General features: G+C 63.2%; 28 protein-coding genes and 1 pseudogene. 22 read left to right on the top strand and 7 right to left on the bottom strand.

Features of this window, described 5'->3' with window-relative positions; translation table 11 throughout:
- From IB259_RS25310 to IB259_RS25250, 13 genes and pseudogenes are all read left to right on the top strand, one after another.
- Nucleotides 1-127: pseudogene (locus tag IB259_RS25310) on the top strand (elongation factor Tu); the annotation flags it as partial.
- Between the two features lie 75 nt (nucleotides 128-202).
- Complete coding sequence (gene rpsJ / locus IB259_RS25305) at nucleotides 203-514, top strand: 30S ribosomal protein S10 (RefSeq protein WP_003806903.1); 312 nt, start codon at nucleotides 203-205, stop codon at nucleotides 512-514.
- Between the two features lie 447 nt (nucleotides 515-961).
- A complete protein-coding gene (gene rplC, locus IB259_RS25300) occupies nucleotides 962-1,651 on the top strand; it encodes a 50S ribosomal protein L3 (protein ID WP_008168945.1) in 690 nt (229 codons plus the stop codon).
- 4 nt (nucleotides 1,652-1,655) lie between these two features.
- Complete coding sequence (rplD, locus tag IB259_RS25295; RefSeq protein ID WP_013397019.1) at nucleotides 1,656-2,276, top strand: 50S ribosomal protein L4; 621 nt, start codon at nucleotides 1,656-1,658, stop codon at nucleotides 2,274-2,276.
- Nucleotides 2,273-2,569 carry a 50S ribosomal protein L23 gene (rplW, locus tag IB259_RS25290; RefSeq protein WP_006216557.1) on the top strand — a complete coding sequence of 99 codons (297 nt, stop codon included), beginning with the start codon at nucleotides 2,273-2,275 and terminating at the stop codon, nucleotides 2,567-2,569. The genes rplD and rplW overlap by 4 nt, the downstream gene beginning before the upstream one ends.
- Nucleotides 2,570-3,397: a 50S ribosomal protein L2 gene (rplB, locus tag IB259_RS25285; protein ID WP_054457285.1), complete on the top strand. Its 828-nt coding sequence runs from the start codon at nucleotides 2,570-2,572 to the stop codon at nucleotides 3,395-3,397.
- A 12-nt stretch (nucleotides 3,398-3,409) separates the two neighbouring features.
- Nucleotides 3,410-3,685: a 30S ribosomal protein S19 gene (gene rpsS / locus IB259_RS25280; protein WP_006216555.1), complete on the top strand. Its 276-nt coding sequence runs from the start codon at nucleotides 3,410-3,412 to the stop codon at nucleotides 3,683-3,685.
- A 3-nt stretch (nucleotides 3,686-3,688) separates the two neighbouring features.
- The gene (gene rplV / locus IB259_RS25275; RefSeq protein ID WP_043541551.1) at nucleotides 3,689-4,018 is read left to right on the top strand and encodes a 50S ribosomal protein L22; all 330 of its coding nucleotides are present in this window, start codon (nucleotides 3,689-3,691) and stop codon (nucleotides 4,016-4,018) included.
- A gap of 9 nt (nucleotides 4,019-4,027) precedes the next feature.
- Nucleotides 4,028-4,822: a 30S ribosomal protein S3 gene (gene rpsC / locus IB259_RS25270; protein WP_042795906.1), complete on the top strand. Its 795-nt coding sequence runs from the start codon at nucleotides 4,028-4,030 to the stop codon at nucleotides 4,820-4,822.
- Nucleotides 4,823-4,824: 2 nt separating this feature from the next.
- Nucleotides 4,825-5,241 (top strand): 50S ribosomal protein L16, encoded by a 417-nt coding sequence (gene rplP / locus IB259_RS25265; protein ID WP_006389610.1) that lies wholly within the window; start codon nucleotides 4,825-4,827, stop codon nucleotides 5,239-5,241.
- An 11-nt stretch (nucleotides 5,242-5,252) separates the two neighbouring features.
- On the top strand, nucleotides 5,253-5,444 hold the full coding sequence (rpmC, locus tag IB259_RS25260) for a 50S ribosomal protein L29 (RefSeq protein WP_003806912.1): 192 nt from the start codon (nucleotides 5,253-5,255) through the stop codon (nucleotides 5,442-5,444).
- 2 nt (nucleotides 5,445-5,446) lie between these two features.
- Complete coding sequence (gene rpsQ, locus IB259_RS25255) at nucleotides 5,447-5,728, top strand: 30S ribosomal protein S17 (RefSeq protein WP_006216549.1); 282 nt, start codon at nucleotides 5,447-5,449, stop codon at nucleotides 5,726-5,728.
- Nucleotides 5,729-5,842: 114 nt separating this feature from the next.
- Nucleotides 5,843-6,358, top strand: a complete 516-nt coding sequence (locus IB259_RS25250) for a hypothetical protein (RefSeq protein WP_119449750.1) — start codon at nucleotides 5,843-5,845, stop codon at nucleotides 6,356-6,358.
- Between the two features lie 12 nt (nucleotides 6,359-6,370).
- Here the strand turns inward: IB259_RS25250 and IB259_RS25245 are convergent, their stop codons facing one another.
- From IB259_RS25245 to IB259_RS25220, 6 genes are read right to left on the bottom strand one after another with little or no spacing between them, the layout of a single operon-like run.
- Complete coding sequence (locus IB259_RS25245; RefSeq protein WP_192330402.1) at nucleotides 6,371-7,438, bottom strand: branched-chain amino acid ABC transporter permease; 1,068 nt, start codon at nucleotides 7,436-7,438, stop codon at nucleotides 6,371-6,373.
- Between the two features lie 11 nt (nucleotides 7,439-7,449).
- Nucleotides 7,450-8,460: a branched-chain amino acid ABC transporter permease gene (locus tag IB259_RS25240; protein WP_192330401.1), complete on the bottom strand. Its 1,011-nt coding sequence runs from the start codon at nucleotides 8,458-8,460 to the stop codon at nucleotides 7,450-7,452.
- Nucleotides 8,457-9,206, bottom strand: a complete 750-nt coding sequence (locus IB259_RS25235; protein ID WP_119449748.1) for an ABC transporter ATP-binding protein — start codon at nucleotides 9,204-9,206, stop codon at nucleotides 8,457-8,459. The genes IB259_RS25240 and IB259_RS25235 overlap by 4 nt, the downstream gene beginning before the upstream one ends.
- Nucleotides 9,203-9,973, bottom strand: coding sequence for an ABC transporter ATP-binding protein (locus IB259_RS25230; RefSeq protein ID WP_054457275.1), 771 nt, complete (start codon nucleotides 9,971-9,973; stop codon nucleotides 9,203-9,205). The genes IB259_RS25235 and IB259_RS25230 overlap by 4 nt, the downstream gene beginning before the upstream one ends.
- 15 nt (nucleotides 9,974-9,988) lie before the next feature.
- Nucleotides 9,989-11,161 carry a substrate-binding domain-containing protein gene (locus IB259_RS25225; RefSeq protein WP_119449747.1) on the bottom strand — a complete coding sequence of 391 codons (1,173 nt, stop codon included), beginning with the start codon at nucleotides 11,159-11,161 and terminating at the stop codon, nucleotides 9,989-9,991.
- A gap of 12 nt (nucleotides 11,162-11,173) precedes the next feature.
- Entirely contained in the window at nucleotides 11,174-12,070 is an 897-nt protein-coding gene (locus IB259_RS25220; RefSeq protein WP_054457271.1) for an alpha/beta fold hydrolase, read from the bottom strand.
- Nucleotides 12,071-12,238: 168 nt separating this feature from the next.
- On the opposite strand from IB259_RS25220, the gene IB259_RS25215 reads away from it, so the two are divergent.
- Nucleotides 12,239-13,198, top strand: coding sequence for a helix-turn-helix domain-containing protein (locus IB259_RS25215; RefSeq protein ID WP_054457269.1), 960 nt, complete (start codon nucleotides 12,239-12,241; stop codon nucleotides 13,196-13,198).
- Nucleotides 13,199-13,295: 97 nt separating this feature from the next.
- Here IB259_RS25215 and IB259_RS25210 read toward each other — a convergent pair whose 3' ends face one another.
- Nucleotides 13,296-14,723, bottom strand: a complete 1,428-nt coding sequence (locus tag IB259_RS25210) for an NAD-dependent succinate-semialdehyde dehydrogenase (RefSeq protein WP_192330400.1) — start codon at nucleotides 14,721-14,723, stop codon at nucleotides 13,296-13,298.
- A 192-nt stretch (nucleotides 14,724-14,915) separates the two neighbouring features.
- Here IB259_RS25210 and IB259_RS25205 point away from each other — a divergent pair, with 192 nt between their 5' ends.
- From IB259_RS25205 to rplR, 8 genes are all read left to right on the top strand, one after another.
- On the top strand, nucleotides 14,916-15,668 hold the full coding sequence (locus IB259_RS25205) for an aspartyl/asparaginyl beta-hydroxylase domain-containing protein (protein ID WP_125470774.1): 753 nt from the start codon (nucleotides 14,916-14,918) through the stop codon (nucleotides 15,666-15,668).
- Nucleotides 15,669-16,021: 353 nt separating this feature from the next.
- Nucleotides 16,022-16,390, top strand: coding sequence for a 50S ribosomal protein L14 (rplN, locus tag IB259_RS25200; RefSeq protein WP_006216531.1), 369 nt, complete (start codon nucleotides 16,022-16,024; stop codon nucleotides 16,388-16,390).
- 11 nt (nucleotides 16,391-16,401) lie between these two features.
- Nucleotides 16,402-16,722, top strand: coding sequence for a 50S ribosomal protein L24 (gene rplX, locus IB259_RS25195; protein WP_006389623.1), 321 nt, complete (start codon nucleotides 16,402-16,404; stop codon nucleotides 16,720-16,722).
- 12 nt (nucleotides 16,723-16,734) lie between these two features.
- On the top strand, nucleotides 16,735-17,274 hold the full coding sequence (gene rplE / locus IB259_RS25190; RefSeq protein ID WP_054457265.1) for a 50S ribosomal protein L5: 540 nt from the start codon (nucleotides 16,735-16,737) through the stop codon (nucleotides 17,272-17,274).
- Nucleotides 17,275-17,286: 12 nt separating this feature from the next.
- Nucleotides 17,287-17,592, top strand: a complete 306-nt coding sequence (gene rpsN / locus IB259_RS25185) for a 30S ribosomal protein S14 (protein WP_006216527.1) — start codon at nucleotides 17,287-17,289, stop codon at nucleotides 17,590-17,592.
- Nucleotides 17,593-17,602: 10 nt separating this feature from the next.
- Nucleotides 17,603-17,998 carry a 30S ribosomal protein S8 gene (rpsH, locus tag IB259_RS25180; RefSeq protein ID WP_006216525.1) on the top strand — a complete coding sequence of 132 codons (396 nt, stop codon included), beginning with the start codon at nucleotides 17,603-17,605 and terminating at the stop codon, nucleotides 17,996-17,998.
- Between the two features lie 12 nt (nucleotides 17,999-18,010).
- On the top strand, nucleotides 18,011-18,544 hold the full coding sequence (rplF, locus tag IB259_RS25175) for a 50S ribosomal protein L6 (RefSeq protein ID WP_054457262.1): 534 nt from the start codon (nucleotides 18,011-18,013) through the stop codon (nucleotides 18,542-18,544).
- A 21-nt stretch (nucleotides 18,545-18,565) separates the two neighbouring features.
- The gene (gene rplR / locus IB259_RS25170) at nucleotides 18,566-18,931 is read left to right on the top strand and encodes a 50S ribosomal protein L18 (protein WP_054457260.1); all 366 of its coding nucleotides are present in this window, start codon (nucleotides 18,566-18,568) and stop codon (nucleotides 18,929-18,931) included.
- The last annotated feature ends 4 nt before the right edge of the window (nucleotides 18,932-18,935 follow it).

The following is an 18,935-nucleotide window of genomic DNA, read 5'->3' as shown; positions in this document are numbered from 1 at the left end:
GGGCGACAACGTGGCCATGACGGTCAAGCTGCTGGCCCCCATCGCCATGGAAGAAGGCCTGCGTTTCGCCATCCGTGAAGGCGGTCGTACCGTCGGCGCCGGCGTCGTCGCCAAGATCCTGAAGTAATTCGGATCACTTAAGCAGCACACAACCAGCGAGGGCGGCCTCGTCGCCTTCGCCTCTCGTTCTTTAGGAAACGCCATGAAAAACCAAAAGATCCGTATCCGCTTGAAAGCCTTCGATTACAAGCTGATCGATCAATCGGCCGCTGAAATCGTCGATACCGCCAAGCGTACCGGCGCAGTTGTCCGCGGTCCGGTGCCGCTGCCCACGCGTATCCGTCGCTACGACGTCCTGCGCTCGCCGCACGTCAACAAGACGTCGCGCGACCAGTTCGAAATCCGTACGCACCAGCGCCTGATGGACATCGTTGATCCCACCGACAAGACCGTTGACGCTCTGATGCGTCTGGACCTGCCGGCCGGCGTCGACGTCGAAATCGCGCTGCAGTAATAAAGCGCTTCGGGCCTGCTACCTTCGCCGGCAGGCACGAAATAAAAATGGCCGCATCCCTCGGGAGTGCGGCCATTTTGTTTTGGAACCGCTGAGCGCGACGCCCGGTTCCGGGCGGGCAGGGCGTCCAAACGTTTCCTTCCGGATTTTGTTAGCAGGCGCTCACTACCGGATTCAGCCCCAGCCAACGCCGCCAAGGCGGTCTGCTTATGCTGGCTGTGGTGAATTTGCCCTTTGCAGTGGCGCCGAAGCGCGCTAAGTGCTTGTGTCCACTGGAAAAAACGTGCTAATATGCGAAGCTTGCCATTTTGTGGCAAGAGCAACTATGGGAAAAAGAAAGGCGGCCCCCGCCGGAATTCGTACCAGGTTGAACATAGTCGTAGGGCAAAGGCCGTTACCTTTTGCCTGATTAGCCCCGACCAATCGCAGTCGGGAATGGAGAAAACGATGTCGAATTCGACACCCACGCCCGCCGCTCACCGGCTGGGGCTGGTGGGTCGCAAGGTCGGCATGACCCGCATTTTTACCGAGGAAGGTGAATCCATCCCGGTGACCGTGCTGGACGTGTCGAACAACCGCGTGACCCAAGTTAAGTCGCTGGAAACCGACGGCTACGCCGCGATCCAAGTGGCTTATGGCACTCGTCGTGCCTCGCGTGTGGCTCAGCCGCAAACGGGCCACTACGCCAAAGCCGGCGCTGAAGCCGGTAGCATCCTCAAAGAATTCCGCCTTGATCCCGCTCGCGCCGCTGAATTTGCGGCCGGTTCCGTGATCGCCGTGGAATCGGTGTTCGAAGCCGGCCAACAGGTCGACGTCACGGGCACCACCATTGGTAAAGGCTTCGCCGGTACCATCAAGCGTCACAACTTCGGTTCGCAGCGCGCGTCGCACGGTAATTCCCGTTCGCACCGCGTCCCGGGCTCGATTGGTCAAGCTCAAGATCCGGGCCGTATTTTCCCGGGTAAGCGCATGGCCGGTCACCTGGGTGATGTCACCCGCACCGTTCAAAACCTCGACGTCGTTCGCGTTGACGTTGAGCGCGGCCTGCTGCTGGTCAAGGGCGCTGTCCCCGGCCACGCTGGCGCCGACATCGTCGTGCGCCCGGCCATCAAGGCCCCGGCCAAGAAGGGAGCGTAAGTAAATGGATCTCAAGCTCCTGAACGACCAAGGTCAGGCCGCTGCTACGTTCAGCGCACCGGACACCATCTTCGGCCGTGACTTCAACGAAGCGCTGATTCATCAGATCGTGGTGGCTTTCCAAGCCAACGCCCGTTCGGGTAACCGCGCTCAGAAGGATCGCACTGAAGTCAAGCACTCGACCAAGAAGCCCTGGCGCCAGAAGGGTACCGGCCGCGCTCGCGCCGGTATGACTTCGTCGCCGCTGTGGCGTGGCGGTGGTCGGATTTTCCCGAACTCGCCCGAAGAGAACTTCAGCCAGAAGGTCAACAAGAAGATGTACCGCGCCGGGATCCGTTCGATCCTGTCGCAGCTCGCTCGCGAAGACCGCATCGCCGTCGTCGAATCGTTTGATCTGGCATCGCCCAAGACCAAGGACGCAGCTGCCAAGCTGAAGAGCCTGGGCCTGGACTCGGTCCTGATCATCACCGACAGCGTTGATGAAAATGTTTACCTCGCCACCCGCAACCTGCCGCACGTTGCTGTTGTCGAGCCCCGTTATGCCGATCCGTTGTCGCTGGTCCACTACAAGAAAGTGCTGATCACCAAGCCGGCCATCGCTCAACTCGAGGAGATGCTGGGATGAACGCTGAACGCTTGATGCAAGTCATTCTGGCCCCGATCGTGACCGAAAAGGCCACCTTCGTTGCCGAGAAGAATCAGCAAGTCGCTTTCCGTGTCGTGGCTGACGCTACCAAGCCGGAAATCAAGGCTGCCGTCGAACTGCTCTTCAAGGTGCAGGTCGAGTCCGTGCAGGTCCTCAACCGTAAGGGCAAAGTCAAGCGCTTTGGCCGATTCGTTGGCCGTCGTCGCAATGAGCGCAAGGCTTACGTGTCGCTCAAGGACGGCCAGGAAATCGACTTTGCGGAGGTGAAGTAAATGGCCCTCGTAAAAGTTAAGCCGACTTCGGCTGGCCGCCGTGGCATGGTGAAGGTTGTCAGCCCGAACCTGCACAAGGGTGAGCCCTACGCGCCGCTGCTGGAAAAGAAGACCCGTGGTTCTGGCCGTAACAACAACGGTCACATCACGATCCGTCATCGTGGCGGTGGCCACAAGCAGCACTACCGCGTCGTCGACTTCCGTCGCGACAAGGATGGCATCCCGGCAAAGGTCGAGCGTCTGGAATATGACCCCAACCGTACGGCGCACATCGCTCTGCTGTGCTACGCCGACGGCGAACGTCGCTACATCATCGCTCCGCGCGGTCTGGAAGTTGGCGCCACGCTGCTGTCGGGCGTCGAAGCCCCGATCCGCGCTGGCAACACGCTGCCGATCCGCAACATCCCGGTGGGTACGACGATTCACTGCGTCGAAATGCTGCCTGGCAAGGGTGCCCAGATGGTCCGTTCGGCCGGCGCTTCCGCCGTCCTGCTGGCTCGCGAAGGCATCTACGCTCAAGTGCGTCTGCGCTCGGGTGAAGTCCGCCGTGTGCACATCGAATGCCGCGCCACCATCGGTGAAGTCGGTAACGAAGAACACAGCCTGCGCCAAATCGGCAAGGCCGGTGCAATGCGTTGGCGCGGTGTCCGCCCGACGGTTCGTGGCGTTGCCATGAACCCGGTGGATCACCCGCACGGTGGCGGCGAAGGCCGTACCGGCGAAGCACGCGAACCGGTCAGCCCGTGGGGCACTCCGGCGAAGGGTTACAAGACCCGTCGCAACAAGCGGACGAACAATATGATCGTCCAACGGCGCAAGCGCAAGTAAGAGGCGAACACTATGTCACGTTCGATCAAGAAAGGCCCGTTTGTCGATGCTCACCTGATCAAAAAGGTGGACACGGCCGTCGCGGGCAAAGACAAGAAGCCGATCAAGACCTGGTCGCGTCGCTCCACGATCCTGCCCGAGTTCATCGGTCTGACGATCGCTGTGCACAACGGCAAGCAGCACGTTCCCGTTTACATCAACGAGAACATGGTCGGTCACAAGCTGGGCGAGTTCGCGCTGACCCGTACGTTCAAGGGTCACGCCGCGGACAAGAAGGCGAAGAGGTAAGCGATGGAAACTACTGCCATTATCCGTGGGGTTCACATCTCCGCTCAAAAGACCCGACTGGTTGCGGACCTGATCCGCGGCAAGTCCGTCTCGCAAGCGCTGAACATCCTCACCTTCTCGCCGAAGAAAGCGGCCGCCATCCTGAAGAAGGCTGTCGAATCCGCCATCGCCAACGCCGAGCACAATGACGGCGCCGACATCGACGAACTGAAAGTCACCACGATCTTCGTGGACAAGGCTCAGTCGATGAAGCGCTTCTCCGCTCGCGCCAAGGGCCGCGGCAACCGTATCGAGAAGCAGACCTGCCACATCACGGTCAAGGTCGGAGCTTAAGGAGTCACGATGGGTCAGAAAATTCACCCCACTGGGTTCCGTCTCGCGGTCACCCGTAATTGGTCCTCGCGTTGGTTCGCCGACGACAAGGCCTTCGGCTCGATGCTGGCCGAAGACATTCGCGTTCGCGAGTACCTGAAGAAGAAGCTCAAGAGCGCCTCCGTCGGTCGCGTGATCATCGAGCGTCCCGCCAAGAATGCCCGCATCACCGTCTACTCGGCTCGTCCGGGCGTGGTGATCGGCAAGCGCGGCGAAGACATCGAAAGCCTGAAGGCTGATCTGCAGCGTCTGATGGGCGTGCCTGTGCACGTCAACATCGAAGAAATCCGCAAGCCGGAAACCGATGCTCAACTGATCGCCGACTCGATCTCGCAACAGCTCGAGAAGCGCATCATGTTCCGTCGCGCCATGAAGCGCGCGATGCAGAACGCCATGCGTCTGGGTGCCCAAGGCATCAAGATCATGAGCTCGGGCCGTCTGAACGGTATCGAAATTGCTCGCACCGAGTGGTATCGCGAAGGCCGTGTGCCGCTGCACACCCTGAAGGCCAACATCGACTACGGCACCTCCGAAGCCCACACGACCTATGGCGTGATCGGCATCAAGGTCTGGGTCTACAAGGGCGACATGCTGGCCAACGGCGAATTGCCGCCGGAAACCGCTGCCCCGCGCGAAGAAGAACGTCGTCCGCGCCGCGCTCCGCGTGGTGATCGTCCGGACGGTGCTCGCACCGGTCGTCCGGGTGGTCGTGGTCGTGGTGGTCCCCGCAAGGCGGACGCTGCTCCGGCGCCTGAAGGAGAATAACCATGCTGCAACCCTCTCGCAGAAAGTATCGCAAAGAGCAGAAGGGCCGCAACACCGGTCTGGCGACCCGTGGTACCCACGTGTCGTTCGGCGAATTCGGTCTGAAGGCCACCGGCCGTGGCCGTCTGACCGCTCGCCAGATCGAAGCTGCTCGTCGTGCCATCAATCGTCACATCAAGCGTGGCGGCCGTATCTGGATTCGCATTTTCCCGGATAAGCCCATCTCGCAGAAGCCTGCCGAAGTCCGTATGGGTAACGGTAAGGGCAACCCGGAGTACTGGGTTGCTGAAATTCAGCCCGGCAAGGTGCTCTACGAAATGGAAGGGGTTAGCGAAGAGCTCGCGCGTGAAGCTTTCCGCCTGGCCGCTGCCAAGCTGCCGATTTCGACCACGTTCGTCGCGCGTCATATCGGTGCTTAAGGAGTACTAACATGAAAGCTAGCGAACTCCGTTCGAAAGATGCCGCCGAGCTCGGCAAAGAGCTCGAAAGCCTGCTGAAGGCACAATTCGGTCTGCGCATGCAGAAGGCCACGCAGCAACTGGCCAACACCAGCCAGCTGCGCAACGTGCGTCGCGACATCGCGCGCGTTCGTACCTTGCTGACCGAGAAGGCAGGGAAATAAAGATGAGCGAAACTCAAAACACCCAAGTGGCCAAGCGCCAGCGCACGCTGGTTGGCAAGGTCGTCAGCAACAAGATGGACAAGACTGTCGTCGTGCTCGTTGAGCGCCGCGTCAAGCACCCCATCTTCGGCAAGATCATCATGCGTTCCGCGAAGTACAAGGCGCACGATGAATCGAACCAGTACAACGAAGGCGATACGGTTGAAATCGCTGAAGGCCGTCCCATCTCGCGCTCGAAGTCGTGGCGCGTGGTGCGTCTGGTTGAAGCCGCACGTATCATCTAAGTAAAGCAGTACATCGGAACGGCGCGCCGTTCTGATATAAGACGGCAAGGGATCAAACCCTTGCCGTTTTTTTTCGCCCGGACCTTTTGCTTCGAACTCAGGAATCAGGACATCATGCGCGGTTTCATGAATGCGGCGCGGTTTGGCTTGTTGATGGCTTGCGCATGGATGGCGGCGCTGCCGGCCGCCGCTCAGACTGCCGCGCCGTCGGGACAGCAGCCATCGCCGGCGCAGGATCCTGCAGCCCAGGGCCGCGCCTTGCTCGACGCCGGTCCCGACGCCAGGGTACGCATGGACGGCCTGTCGCGCGATCACGCGGCGATCTTCGGCACTGAAGACTCGAATGAGCAGGCCTTGATGGACCAGGATCGGGCCATCGGGGAACGCAGGGAACAGATGCGGATGCTGGAGAAGCTCTTCAGCGAGAAGCCTGCGGCCGGATCGCATCCACCGACGATGATTCCATTGAAGCCGGGCGGCGACATGACCATGCCGGCTCTGACGCCGACCCCGTCCGGTTCGCAGCTGGACCGCGGCGCCCAGGACACGCGCCGCAGCCTGGATGACATGCAGCGGCGCGTCGACGGATTGCGGCGCGAGGCCGATGCGTTGGGGCAGCGTGGCCGCTGAGGGCCGGCCCCGTCAAGGGCGCGGCGCCAGTTCCCGCAACCGCCCCGCGATTCCCGTCGGGAAGTAATAGACCGACACCACGAACAGGATTCCCAGCCACAACAGCCACCGGTCTGGCTCGAACAGCAGCGCCAACGGCGCCACGCCCGACACCGCGTCGTGGATCACGTGGAGCCCATCTTGCAGATAGCTCTGCGCGAACACGAACAGGCTTGCGCCCACCACGGCGCCGTACATGGTGCCCATCCCGCCGATCACCAGCATCAGCAGAATGTTGAGCATGATCTCGAACGACAGCGAGGTATCCGGGCCGTTGTAGCGCAGCCAGAGCGCGTACATGGCGCCCGCAAGCGTGGCGAAGGCGGCCGCCAGCAGATTGGACAGGCTGCGGTAAAGCACCGTGCGGTAGCCGATGGCTTCGGCGCGGAACGGGTTCTCGCGTATGGCTTGCAACACCCGGCCGAAGGGCGAATTCACGATGCGCAGCAACAGCAGGAACAGCACCACGCAGACCGCTGCGATCAGGTAGTAGGTGATGACGCGGCCGTCCACCGTCACGCCGAAGATCTGCTCCGAGAAAGGCCGGAAGGCCGGCCGCAGCATCTGCGGCACCTTGAAGTTCAGCCCATCCTCGCCACCCGTCAGATCGGACAATTGCGACACCAGCGTCTGGAACGCCGCAGCGACGGCCAGGGTGATCATGGCGTAGAAGATCGCGCGCACGCGCAGGCTGGCCAGGCCGATCAGCAAGGCGAACGCAAGCGATACCACCAGGCCGCCGCCCAGGCCTGCGAACACCGCGGTCCAGCCCGGTTCCATGCGGATGCTGGCGATCGCCACGCCATACGCGCCGATGCCGAAGAACATGGTGTGCGCAAAGCTGACGATGCCGGTGTAGCCCAGCAGCAAGTCATAGCTCGCGACCAGGATCACGAACACCAGGATCTTCGCGGCCACCGCCAGCGACTTGGGACCGGGAAAGAGGAACGGTGCGGCGGCAAGCAGGGCCACGATGGCGATAAGCGCCAGGGCCAGCAGCGTGCTGCGCGGAGGATCGCCGGAAAGCAGGCGTACGGACATGTCGGCGGTTCCTAGCGATTCGTGACCGGGTACACGCCTTGGGGACGCCACAGCAAGATGGCGACCATCAGCGCGATGTTCGAGAACAGGGCGGCCTTGGGCAGCAGGAAGCCGGTGTAGTTGGCCATCAGCCCCACCAGCAGCGCGCCGATCAGGCAGCCCACAGTGGAACCCAGGCCGCCGATCATGATGACGATGAAGATCAGCACGTTGACCTGCGCGCCCAGCTGCGGCACGACCGATTGCTGGTACATGCCCCATAGCACGCCGCCCAGTCCCGCCAGCATCGAGCCGGCCACGAACACGCCGACGAACAGATGACGGATGCGGTAGCCCAGGCTTTCCACCATCTCGCGGTCCTCGACGCCAGCGCGGATCAGAAGGCCCAGCTTGGTTCGGTTGAGCAGCCACAGCATGCCGGCCAGCACCAGCAGCCCCGTCAGCAGGGCGACAATGCGGAACTTCTCGATGGCGGCATCGCCCAGCAGGAATGCGCCGCGCAGCGCCTCGGGCAGCGGTAGGGAAATCGTCTGCGGACCCCACAGCATCTTGATGATCTCCTCGCCGATGATCATGCCGCCCATGGTGATGAGGATCTGCTTCAGATGCTGGCCGTAGACAGGCCGCACGATGACGCGTTCGAACGCCAGGCCCACTGCGCCCGCGACCAGCATGCCGACGATCATGGCGGGCAGCAACGCGCCCAGGTTGATCCACAAGCTGCCCGACTGGGTCCAGTCGGCCATGGAGCCCAGCACGGTTGCGGCCATGTACGCGCCGATTGCGATGAACAGGCCGTGGCCGAAGTTCAACACGTCCATCAGGCCGAAGACCAGCGTCATGCCCGAGGCCACGATGAAGATGATCATGCCCATGGCCAGCCCCGCCAGGGTCAGGGTGACCCAGGTGGAGAAGGAACCCACCAGGGGCAGGGCAAGTGCGGCCAGTGCGACCACCAGCAGCACGGGGCGCAGGTCCGCGCGCACGCGCGGCAGCGGGGTATCGAGTTCGAGCGTGCTCATTGATGGCTTCCCAGCGACAGGCCCAAGAGGCGCGTCTGTAGTTCATCGTCCGCGGCCAGTTCGGCCATGCCGCCTGCATGGACGACGCGGCCGTTGTCCATCACGGCGACGTGATCGCCGACCAGGCGCGCGAAGTTGAAGTTCTGCTCGACCAGCAGGATGGTGGTGGACGCCTGCTTCAGTTCAATGAAGGCGTCGATCATGTTCTGGATGATGGCGGGCGCCAGGCCTTTGCTGGGCTCATCCACCAGCAGCAGCCGGCGCGGCTCGATGATGGCGCGCGCCACGGCCAGCATCTGCTTTTGACCGCCCGACAGCTTGCCGGCGGGATGTAGCCAGAACTTCTTCAATGCCGGAAAGAACCCGAAAATCCATTCCAGCCGCGCCGTATCCAGCTGGCTGGCGTTCCTGGCCTGGCGCGCCGCGAGCAGGATGTTCTCCTTCACGGACAGGTCGGCGAAGATGCCCATGCTTTCGGGCACGTAAGCCATACCCATGCGCGCCATGTCGGGCGGCGAGGTGCGCGTGCCCGGGCCACCGACGGGCGTGCCGTCAAAGCTCACCTGGCCTTGCGATGCGCGCCACAATCCCATGATGGTGCGCAGCGTGGTGGTCTTGCCGGCGCCGTTGCGGCCCAGCAGCATGGTCACGGCCGCCGGCGCGACCGCCAGGTCCACGCCGTGCAGGATGTGGTACGCGCCGATGTGGGTGTGCACGTTCTTCAATTCCAGCAACGCCTGCGTCATGCCGCCTTCTCCGCCGGGCTCACGCCCAGATAGGCCTGCTGCACGATGGGCGAGGCGATCACCGCCGCCGGGTCGCCGTCGGCCATCAGCTGGCCGTTGTGCAGCACCACGATGCGGTCCGCCAGTTCGCGCACCACGTCCATCTTGTGCTCCACGAGCAGAATCGTTTTCGTCGGATCGTTCTTGAGTTCGCGGATCAGGTCCAGCACGACGGGCACGTCGTCCACGCTCATGCCTGCCGTCGGTTCGTCGAACATGAAAACCTGCGGCTCCAGCGCGATCAGCATGGCGATCTCCAGCTTGCGCTGGTCGCCGTGCGGCAAGTCGGCGGCAGGCTGGTCACGGCGCGCGGACAGGCGGGTGCGTTCCAGCAGCGCGTCGGCGCGTTCGATCAGGCCCCGGTCGTCGCTCCAGGTGCGCCAGAACCGGATCTGGCGCCAGCTCATGCCTTGCTGGCGCGATTGCAGGGCCAGGCGCACGTTCTCATGCACGCTCAGGCGCGGGAACAGCTGGGTCAGCTGAAAGGCACGCCCCAGTCCCGCATGCATGCGCGCGGGGGCGGCCAGCGGGGTCAGGTCGCGCCCGTTCAGGCGCACCGTCCCGGCGCTGGCGCGCAGCTGCCCGGAAATAAGGTTGAAGTAGGTGGTCTTGCCCGCGCCGTTTGGGCCGACTATGGCGGTCAGGGTGCCAGGCGCAAAGCTGCAGCTGACTTCATTGACCGCCACGTGTCCGCCGAAACGGATCGTGAGCGATTGGGTTTCCAGCATGGATGGGCTACGCGCTCAGCGTTTGTTCTGGATTGGCACCGACATCTGGTCCGGCGTGATTTCCTTGACCAGATCCTGCACGGCCCACGGCACCGACGGATCGTTCTTGATGCGGAAGTGGTACATGGACTGCATGGCCTGGTGGTCCTCGGGGCGGAAGGTCATCTTGCCCTTGGGCGTCTCGAAGCTCATGCCTTCCATGGCCTTGATCAGCGTGTCGGTATCGGAGTCGCCCTTGGTCTTGGCCAGCGCGGTGGCGATGGCGATGCCCGAGGCCATGCCGCCTGCGGTGAAGAAGTCCGGCGGCTGGCCGTAGCGCTTCTGGTGCTCCGCCACCAGCCAGTCGTTGATCGGATTCTTGGGGATGCCGTAGTAGTAATAGGTGGCGCCTTCCATGCCCGCCAGCGACTTCAGCGGCGTCATCGCGGCCAGCGTGTTGCCGCCCGTGGCGATCTCGATGCCGAAGCGCTTGGGGTCCAGGTCGGCGATCTTGAACGGGTTGCCCGCGCCCGCCCACAGGATGAAGATGATCTTGCGGCCCGGCTTGTCCTTCAACGCATCGAACAGGCGCTGCGCGCCGGCGGTGAAGTCGGTGGCGTTGGCGGGCAGGTATTCCTCGTGCACGATCTTGGCGTTCTTCAAGGCGCCCTTGAACGCCTTCACGCCGTCGCGGCCGAAGGCGTAGTCCTGCGCCAGCATGGCGATCGAGGTGCCGGCCTGGTCGAAGGCGACCGCGTTGGCGATGGCGTCCTGCGACGAATTGCGGCCGGTGCGGAAGATGTACTTGTTCCACTTGTCGCCCGTGATCGAATCCGCCACCGCGGGTTCGACCAGCAGGATCTTTTCGTACTCCTCGGCGATGGGCAGCATCGCCAGCGCGACGCCGGAAGAGGTGGGGCCGACGGCGATGTCGGCGTTGTCGTCCGCGTAGGCCGAGGCCAACTGCGCGCGCGCCACGTCGGGCTTGCCCTGGTTGTCCTTTTCGATCACGCGGATCTTGCGCCCGGCGACCGTCATGGTGCCTTGCGTCGCATATTCCAGCCCCAGCATCAGGCCGTTCTGGGTTTGCTTGGCGTAGGCCTCCAGGGGGCCGGTTTTGTCGTAGACGTGGGCGACGACGAAGTCTTTCGCCGCGATGGCGGAATTCATGCAGAGGCCGGCGAGCGCGGCGAGCAGGACGCGTTTCATGGGTATCTCCTGTTATTGGGGGCGGTCAGCCGCCGTGTGGTCCGGCGTGGCAAGGAACTGGCGGATGGCGTCGATCTGCGCAGCGACATTGAGAGCAGGGGCGTGGCCGCAATCGGGGAAGTCGATGCGCTGCGCGCGCGGCCCGCGGCGGGTCATGGCGTCGGCGACTTCGGGCAGCAGCAGGTCCGAATCGGCGCCGCGCAGCAACAGCAGCGGCATGCGCAGCGAGTCGTAACCATTCCAGCGGTCGTAGTCCCGCGGGTGGTTGCTGAACTGGCCGACGATGGCCGGATCGTAGTGCAGGGTGATCCGGCCGTCCGGCAGCCGGCGCACGGATGTTTCTGCCATACGGCGCCATTGCTCGTCGCTCTGCCAGCCGTAGGGCTTATAGGCGACGCGCAGCCAGGCTTCGAGTTCGGTGACCGTATCGAAGGCCGGCGGCGCGCCGACATAGGCCACGATGCGGTCGATGGCGGCCTGCGGCAGTTCGGGCCCGATGTCATTGACGACCAGGTGCGAGATCCGGTCGCGCAGGGTCGTGGCGGCAGCGTGCATGCCGGTGGCGCCGCCCATGGACGTTCCCACCCAGCGCACGCGATCCAGCGACAGCCCGTCCGCCAGGGCGCGGGCCAGCGTTGCATAGAAGTCGAGCTGGTATTCGGCGACCGGGTCGGGGCTCCATTGCGACAGGCCGCGGCCGATCGCGTCCGGGCAGATGATGCGGTAGTCGTCCGCCAGCGCCTGCGCCAGGTCGTCGAAGTCGCGGCCAGTGCGGGCCAGGCCATGCCACATGATGACGGGGGGCGCGTCCGCGGCGCCCCATTCGGTGTAATGCAGCTCGCGGCCTGCGCAGCGCAGATAGCGCGAAGCCGGCGCGTGGCGGCCGGCTGGTGCGGGCGCTGGTGCCATGAGTCTCCTCCCGGGTTGTCCAGGTTGTGTGCTTATCGGGCTGAATATAGACTTGCGCCAAGCGCGCCTTCAAGGCGCCGGACACCCCGCAGCAGGGTGAGTCAAGAATATGTAGACGCAGGATCACGAGCGCCCGGCCGCGGCGCTGGCGTCCAAGGAGACCGAACCATGTCCGATACGGAATTCGCCATTTCGGCCAGCGCTGGCGCTGACCGGCGCGACGAATGGCGCGCGGCGTTGTCGCACGCGTTCGGTCCCTTCGAGGTGCATGGCGGCCGGCCCGACAATTTCGCCGGACATGTGCGCTACGCGCGGCGGGGCAGCCTGCAGTTCAACGACCTCCATTACCAGGGACAGAAGCTGGAGCGCACCGCCGGCAACGTGTCGCGCCTGGATCAGGAGTTCTATACCTTCGGCCTGCCGCTGGCGGGACCTCTGGTTGTGCAGCAGCAGGGGCGGGAGTTCCAGGTCGAACCCGGCTGCGTCTATCTGATGAACCAGAGCCTGCCCTACCAGGCCACGGCACAGGGCGCTGCGGGGTACCGCAGCCTGAGCGTGTCTTTTCCGCGCAGCGCCCTATTGCAGCGCGATTCCCGCGTCGGCGCCTTCTACAAGCTGCGCGTCGACGACGGTTCGCCGCGCGGCGCTTTGCTGGCCAGCTACATGGACCACTTGTTCAAAGGCGTGGACGGCTGGTCGGATGTCGAGGCGGCGGAACTGGGCGAGCGCCTGATCGACCTGATCGTGCTGTTTCTGGTGCAATCAGGGCAGGGGCATGCATCGGAGTCGGACAGCAGCGTCACGCTGGCGCATCGGCAGCGCGTGCTGGCCTACATCCGCCAGCATCTGGCGGATCCCGCGTTGTCGCCGCAGCAGGTGGCTCAGGGCTGCGGCTTGTCGGTGGCCTATCTGCATCGCATCCTGCGCGCGGGCGGCCTGTCGGTGGAATCCTTCATCTTCGACCAGCGGCTCGACAAGTGCCGCGAGCTTTTGTTGAGTCCGCAGCACAGCCACCGCAGCATTGCCGAACTGGCCTATCAAGTGGGCTTCTCGCATCCCTCGCATTTCAGCCGACTGTTCAAGCGCCGCTTTGGCATGACGCCGCGCGATTTGCGGGCAAGTTCCTGAGCGGCCTTCTGCCGCGGACATCCCGGCCCGGTTCTCCAGACATGAGGCAAAAAAAAGCCCCGCAGAAATCCTACGGGGCTTTGTTGTCACTGCCAGGTCAGATGTGCGTGATGAACTTCGTGACCAGGTAGCCGTCGAACGTTTCCAGACCGCCTTCGCTGCCGATGCCGCTGTCCTTGATGCCGCCGAAGGGCGTCTCGGCCAGGGCGCTGCCGAAGTGGTTGATGTTGACCATGCCGGCCTCAAGGCCGTTGGAGACCTTGGTGGCCGTCTGCAGCGAGTTCGTGAACACGTAGGACGACAGGCCGAAGGGCAGGCTGTTCGCGCGGCGCAGCACTTCATCGGTATCCGTGAAACGGACCACCGGCGCGACCGGGCCGAAGGGCTCCTCGGTCATCAGCATGGAGTTGTCGGGCACTTCGGTCACGACCGTGGGGGCGAAGAAGAAGCCCTTGCGGTCCAGCGGGCCGCCGCCGACCACCACCTTGCCGCCGTGCTTCTTGGCGTCGTCGATGAAGGCGCTCATGGCGGGGACGCGGCGCTCGTGCGCCAGCGGGCCCATGTCGGTGCCGGCTTCCAGGCCGTCGCCGACCTTGATGTTCTTCAGCACTTCGGAGAAGCGCGCGAGGAACTGCTCGTAGGCGCCGTTCTGGACATAGAAGCGGGTCGGCGACACGCACACCTGGCCGGCGTTGCGGACCTTGAACTTGGCCAGCATGGTGGCGGCGCGGTCGATGTCGGCGTCGTCGAACACCAGCACGGGCGAGTGGCCGCCCAGTTCCATGGTGACGCGCTTCATGTGGGCGCCGGCCAGCGCGGCCAGCTGCTTGCCCACCGGCACGGAGCCGGTGAACGACACCTTGCGCACGATGGGCGAGCGGATCAGGTAGTCGGAGATCTTGGCGGGTTCGCCCCAGACGATGTTCAGGCAGCCCTTGGGCAGGCCGGCGTCGTGGAACATGCGCGCAATGGCCATGACGGCGCTGGGCGAGTCCTCGGGACCCTTCAGCACTACCGTGCAGCCGGCGCCGATGGCGGCGGCGATCTTGCGGATGGCCTGGTTGTACGGGAAGTTCCAGGGCGTGAACGCGGCGCAGACGCCGATGGGTTCGCGCACCACGATCTGGCGCACGTCAGGATTGCGCGGCGGGACAACGCGGCCGTAGATGCGGCGGCATTCCTCGGCGTGCCAGTCGGCGTGTTCGGCGCAGGAGGTGACTTCGCCCACGGCTTCGGCCAGCGGCTTGCCCTGGTCCAGCGTCATGTTGCGGCCGATTTCCTGGGCGCGTTCGCGCGACAGCGTCGCAACCTTGCGCAGGATGGCCGAGCGGTCCATGGAAGAGGATTTCTTCCACGACTCGAACGCGCGCTGGGCGGCGGCTAGCGCGCGATCCAGATCCGCTTCGGTGGCGTGGGGCAGCTGGCCGAGAACTTCCAGCGTGGCCGGGTTGATGACGTCCTGGGTGCGCCTGCCCTCTCCGGCGACGAATTCGCCGTCGATATACAGCGCCAACTGTTCATACATGCCTGTCTTCCCTTGCGAAATAGGAGTGGATAGCGATCACTGTCGCCCACGCCAGTCTAAACCAGCTTGTCCGCGGCGGGGAGGGCCAATGCCCGGCGGCGCCTTGGAGCCAATCTGCTGGCGCAAGTCTTGCGTGCCCGCGCCGGCATGGACAAAATGGTGCATCTTTGGCTGTCTATCCGGCTACCTATTGTGCAACCCCTCGATGCGCGTCCGCCCAGCAAGCCCAGTTTCTACTCGCGCACCTTTTTCCGTTTCATAGACTGGTTGCGCAACCGGATCGCCCAGGCCTCGCTGGTCGGCGACCGTCCCATTTTCGACAATGGCCAGTTTCCCTGGGTCGCCGCGCTCGAGGCCCAGGCGCCCGCCATCCGCGCCGAGTTGGCCGGCCTGCTCTCCGAACGCCAGCACCTGCCCGCCTTCCATGAAATTTCTCCCGACGTGGGCCAGATCACCTCGGACGATCAATGGAAGACTTTCGTCTTCATGGGCTACGGCCTGCGCTCCGAGCGCAATCTGGCGCGCTGCCCGGCGACCGCCCGGGCGCTGCAGGGAATCCCGGGCATCCGCACGGCGTTCTTCTCCATCCTGGAGGCCGGCAAGCGCATCCCCCTGCACACGGGGCCGTACAACGGCGTCCTGCGCCTGCACCTGGGACTGGTGGTACCGGAACCGGCCGAGCAATGCTGGATCGAGGTCGGGGGCGAGCGTTACAGTTGGCGCGAAGGGCAGGCGGTGGTGTTCGACGACCTGTACCCGCACCAGGTCCATAACGACACCGCCGGACTGCGCGCCGTGCTCTTCGTGGACTTCGAGCGTCCCTGCCGCGCTCCGGTAAAATGGCTCAACCGCCTGGTGCTCATGGCTGCCCCCTTCACGGACGAAATCCGTCGCGGCAAGGCCAACCACGATGCCTGGGAGAAGGGCTACTACCGCCAGAAATAGGGGGCGGATAGCCTCGGTTCACCCCGGTCAAGGGGAAAGCGTGGCTTTTGTGGGTTATCCACACAAAGTGCTTGCGCTCAAAAATTAACCACGTTAGAATTATCAGCTTTCCCAGATTGTCGATCGAGTTGGCCCGCGCCTATGCAGGTTAGCCCGACGTGTTGGGGGAATACCCGCAGGATTTCAACCCAGGGTCGTTGCGTTGCCAACCAGTTGCGTGAGTAGGGCGAAAGCTCCAGACATGCCAACACTAAAGCAGGGCGGCAGACCTGACGGGACCAAAACTGGCAGGAATTGCAGTGTTCCCTTGTTGGGAAAACCGTATTTCCAGTTAAGTTGGAACAGGAAAAATCATGATCCAAATGCAGACCACGCTGGATGTGGCCGATAACACTGGTGCGCGTCATGTCATGTGCATTAAGGTGCTCGGTGGCTCCAAGCGCCGTTATGCCGGTATCGGCGACATCATCAAGGTGAGCGTCAAAGATGCGGCTCCGCGCGGACGCGTCAAGAAAGGCGAAATTTACAATGCCGTGGTGGTTCGTACCGCCAAGGGCGTGCGCCGTAAAGACGGTTCGCTGATTCGTTTCGGTGGCAATGCCGCCGTGTTGCTCAACGCCAAGCTGGAGCCCATCGGCACCCGCATCTTCGGACCCGTTACGCGTGAACTGCGTACCGAGAAGTTCATGAAGATCGTGTCGTTGGCCCCGGAAGTGCTGTAAGGAGCCCTACGATGAACAACATTCGTAAAGGCGACGAAGTCATCGTCCTGACCGGCCGCGACAAGAAGCGTCGCGGTACCGTGCTGGCGCGCGTCGATGCCGACCACGTTCTGGTCGAAGGCGTCAACGTCGTCAAGAAGCACGTGAAAGCCAACCCGATGGCTAACAACCCGGGCGGGATTGTCGAAAAGACCATGCCGATTCACATCTCGAACGTCGCGCTGTTCAACCCGGCCACCGGCCGTGGCGATCGCGTCGGCGTGCAAGAAGTCGAAGGCCGCAAGGTTCGCGTGTTCCGTTCCAATGGTGCCGTTGTCGGCGCCAAGGCGTAAGGGGCGATAGACATGTCTCGTTTGCAAGATCTCTACAAGAGCAAGGTCGCTGCCGACCTGCAAGCCAAGTTTGGCTACAAGAGCACGATGGAAGTGCCGCGCATCACCAAGATCACCCTGAACATGGGTGTGTCGGAAGCGGTGTCGGACAAGAAAGTCATCGAGCACGCTGTTGGCGACCTGACCAAGATCGCCGGCCAGAAGCCCGTCGTGACGAAGACCAAGAAGGCTATCGCCGGGTTCAAGATCCGCGAAAACTACCCGATCGGTTGCATGGTCACGCTGCGCGGTCAACGCATGTACGAATTCCTGGATCGCCTGGTGGCGGTTGCGCTGCCTCGCGTGCGCGACTTCCGCGGCATCTCGGGTCGTGCGTTCGACGGCCGTGGCAACTACAACATCGGGGTGAAAGAGCAGATCATTTTCCCCGAAATCGAGTACGACAAGATCGACGCGCTGCGTGGGCTGAACATCAGCATCACCACCACCGCGAAGACCGACGAAGAAGCCAAGGCGCTGTTGACGGCCTTCAGCTTCCCGTTCCGTAACTAAGGGGCTGATGACGTGGCTAAACTTTCCCTCATCAATCGCGACATCAAGCGCGCCAAGCTGGCTGACAAGTTCGCCGCCAAGCGCGCTGAGTTGAAGGCGATCATCGACGACCAGTCGAAGACCGACGAAGAACGTTACCAAGCTCGGCTCAAGCTGCAACAGCTGCCGCGCAATGCCAACCCGACGCGTCAACGTAACCGTTGCGTGGTCACCGGTCGTCCGCGCGGCGTGTTCCGCAAGTTCGGCCTGACGCGCCACAAACTGCGTGAAATGGCGATGAAGGGTGAAATCCCCGGCATCACCAAGGCCAGCTGGTAGGAGAAACAATATGAGCATGAGCGATCCCATCGCCGATATGCTGACCCGCATTCGCAATGCGCAGCAAGTGGACAAAGTTACGGTGAGCATGCCCTCCTCGAAGCTGAAGGCGGCCATTGCCGCTGTGCTGAAGGACGAAGGCTACATCGACAGCTTTGAAATCAAGGGCACCCAGGCCAAGCCTGAGCTCGAGATCACCCTGAAGTACTACGCTGGCCGTCCGGTCATCGAGCGCATCGAACGCGTTTCGCGCCCCGGTCTGCGTATCTACAAGGGCCGTACCAGCATTCCTCAGGTCATGAACGGCCTGGGCGTGGCTATCGTTTCGACCTCGCGCGGCGTCATGACCGACCGTAAGGCTCGCGCCAACGGCGTCGGCGGCGAAGTGCTGTGCTACGTGGCCTAAGGAGAAATTCGAATGTCACGTATCGCTAAGTATCCGGTCGAACTGCCCAAGGGTGTTGAAGCCAACATCCAGCAGGATCAGATCACCGTCAAGGGCCCGCTGGGCTCCCTGACCCAAGCCCTGACCGGCGACGTCACGATTGCGTTGGACAACGGCAAGCTCACGTTTGCCGCCGCCAACGACAGCCGTCACGCCAACGCCATGTCGGGTACCGTGCGCGCTCTGGTGGCCAACATGGTCACGGGCGTGAGCAAGGGCTTCGAGCGCAAGCTGACCCTGGTCGGCGTGGGTTACCGCGCATCGATCCAAGGCGACGCCGTTAAGCTGCAGCTCGGTTTCTCGCACGACGTTTTGCACCAGTTGCCGGCCGGCATCAAGGCCGAGTGCCCGACCCAGACGGAAATCGTCATCAAGGGCGCCAACAAGCAAGTCGTCGGTCAGATGGCCGCTGAAATCCGCGCGTACCGCGAACCCGAACCCTACAAGGGCAAGGGCGTGCGTTACTCGGACGAACGCGTCGTCATCAAAGAAACCAAGAAGAAATAACGGCGCACGCAAGGACGAATCATGGACAAAAAAGTTTCCCGTTTGCGTCGTGCGGTTCCGACCCGCCGGAAGATCAACGAGCTGCGCGTTCATCGCCTCTCGATTTTCCGCTCGAACCAGCACATCTACGCCAACATCATTTCGCCGGAAGGCGATCGCGTTTTGGTCAGCGCCTCGACGGTCGAAGCCGAAGTGCGCGCGCAACTGTCCGGCCAGTCCGGTCAGGGCGGCAACAAAGCCGCTGCGTCGCTGGTCGGCAAGCGCGTGGCCGAAAAGGCCAAGGCTGCCGGTATTGAACTGGTCGCTTTCGATCGCTCGGGCTTTCGTTACCATGGCCGCGTGAAAGCGCTGGCCGATGCCGCGCGTGAAGCCGGCCTGAAGTTCTAAGCGA

It is taken from the genome of Achromobacter sp. ACM04, from assembly GCF_014851465.1.
Lineage (GTDB): Bacteria > Pseudomonadota > Gammaproteobacteria > Burkholderiales > Burkholderiaceae_B > Achromobacter > Achromobacter aegrifaciens.
Note: the sequence above shows the minus strand (reverse complement) of the source record. Positions and strands in the feature narration are given on the sequence as shown.

What these genes read in the sequence shown, in the direction of transcription:
- IB259_RS25210 (WP_192330400.1), bottom strand. Translation starts at nt 14,723, where the DNA reads ATGTATGAACAGTTGGCGCTGTATATCGACGGCGAATTCGTCGCCGGA.
- IB259_RS25230 (WP_054457275.1), bottom strand. Translation starts at nt 9,973, where the DNA reads ATGCTGGAAACCCAATCGCTCACGATCCGTTTCGGCGGACACGTGGCG.
- IB259_RS25225 (WP_119449747.1), bottom strand. Translation starts at nt 11,161, where the DNA reads ATGAAACGCGTCCTGCTCGCCGCGCTCGCCGGCCTCTGCATGAATTCC.
- rplC (WP_008168945.1), top strand. Translation starts at nt 962, where the DNA reads ATGTCGAATTCGACACCCACGCCCGCCGCTCACCGGCTGGGGCTGGTG.
- rplF (WP_054457262.1), top strand. Translation starts at nt 18,011, where the DNA reads ATGTCACGTATCGCTAAGTATCCGGTCGAACTGCCCAAGGGTGTTGAA.
- rpsS (WP_006216555.1), top strand. Translation starts at nt 3,410, where the DNA reads ATGTCACGTTCGATCAAGAAAGGCCCGTTTGTCGATGCTCACCTGATC.
- rplW (WP_006216557.1), top strand. Translation starts at nt 2,273, where the DNA reads ATGAACGCTGAACGCTTGATGCAAGTCATTCTGGCCCCGATCGTGACC.
- rplB (WP_054457285.1), top strand. Translation starts at nt 2,570, where the DNA reads ATGGCCCTCGTAAAAGTTAAGCCGACTTCGGCTGGCCGCCGTGGCATG.
- rplN (WP_006216531.1), top strand. Translation starts at nt 16,022, where the DNA reads ATGATCCAAATGCAGACCACGCTGGATGTGGCCGATAACACTGGTGCG.
- IB259_RS25250 (WP_119449750.1), top strand. Translation starts at nt 5,843, where the DNA reads ATGCGCGGTTTCATGAATGCGGCGCGGTTTGGCTTGTTGATGGCTTGC.
- rpsC (WP_042795906.1), top strand. Translation starts at nt 4,028, where the DNA reads ATGGGTCAGAAAATTCACCCCACTGGGTTCCGTCTCGCGGTCACCCGT.
- rplV (WP_043541551.1), top strand. Translation starts at nt 3,689, where the DNA reads ATGGAAACTACTGCCATTATCCGTGGGGTTCACATCTCCGCTCAAAAG.
- IB259_RS25215 (WP_054457269.1), top strand. Translation starts at nt 12,239, where the DNA reads ATGTCCGATACGGAATTCGCCATTTCGGCCAGCGCTGGCGCTGACCGG.
- IB259_RS25235 (WP_119449748.1), bottom strand. Translation starts at nt 9,206, where the DNA reads ATGACGCAGGCGTTGCTGGAATTGAAGAACGTGCACACCCACATCGGC.
- rpmC (WP_003806912.1), top strand. Translation starts at nt 5,253, where the DNA reads ATGAAAGCTAGCGAACTCCGTTCGAAAGATGCCGCCGAGCTCGGCAAA.
- IB259_RS25240 (WP_192330401.1), bottom strand. Translation starts at nt 8,460, where the DNA reads ATGAGCACGCTCGAACTCGATACCCCGCTGCCGCGCGTGCGCGCGGAC.
- rpsQ (WP_006216549.1), top strand. Translation starts at nt 5,447, where the DNA reads ATGAGCGAAACTCAAAACACCCAAGTGGCCAAGCGCCAGCGCACGCTG.
- rpsH (WP_006216525.1), top strand. Translation starts at nt 17,603, where the DNA reads ATGAGCATGAGCGATCCCATCGCCGATATGCTGACCCGCATTCGCAAT.
- rplR (WP_054457260.1), top strand. Translation starts at nt 18,566, where the DNA reads ATGGACAAAAAAGTTTCCCGTTTGCGTCGTGCGGTTCCGACCCGCCGG.
- rplD (WP_013397019.1), top strand. Translation starts at nt 1,656, where the DNA reads ATGGATCTCAAGCTCCTGAACGACCAAGGTCAGGCCGCTGCTACGTTC.
- IB259_RS25220 (WP_054457271.1), bottom strand. Translation starts at nt 12,070, where the DNA reads ATGGCACCAGCGCCCGCACCAGCCGGCCGCCACGCGCCGGCTTCGCGC.
- rplE (WP_054457265.1), top strand. Translation starts at nt 16,735, where the DNA reads ATGTCTCGTTTGCAAGATCTCTACAAGAGCAAGGTCGCTGCCGACCTG.
- rplX (WP_006389623.1), top strand. Translation starts at nt 16,402, where the DNA reads ATGAACAACATTCGTAAAGGCGACGAAGTCATCGTCCTGACCGGCCGC.
- rplP (WP_006389610.1), top strand. Translation starts at nt 4,825, where the DNA reads ATGCTGCAACCCTCTCGCAGAAAGTATCGCAAAGAGCAGAAGGGCCGC.
- rpsJ (WP_003806903.1), top strand. Translation starts at nt 203, where the DNA reads ATGAAAAACCAAAAGATCCGTATCCGCTTGAAAGCCTTCGATTACAAG.
- IB259_RS25245 (WP_192330402.1), bottom strand. Translation starts at nt 7,438, where the DNA reads ATGTCCGTACGCCTGCTTTCCGGCGATCCTCCGCGCAGCACGCTGCTG.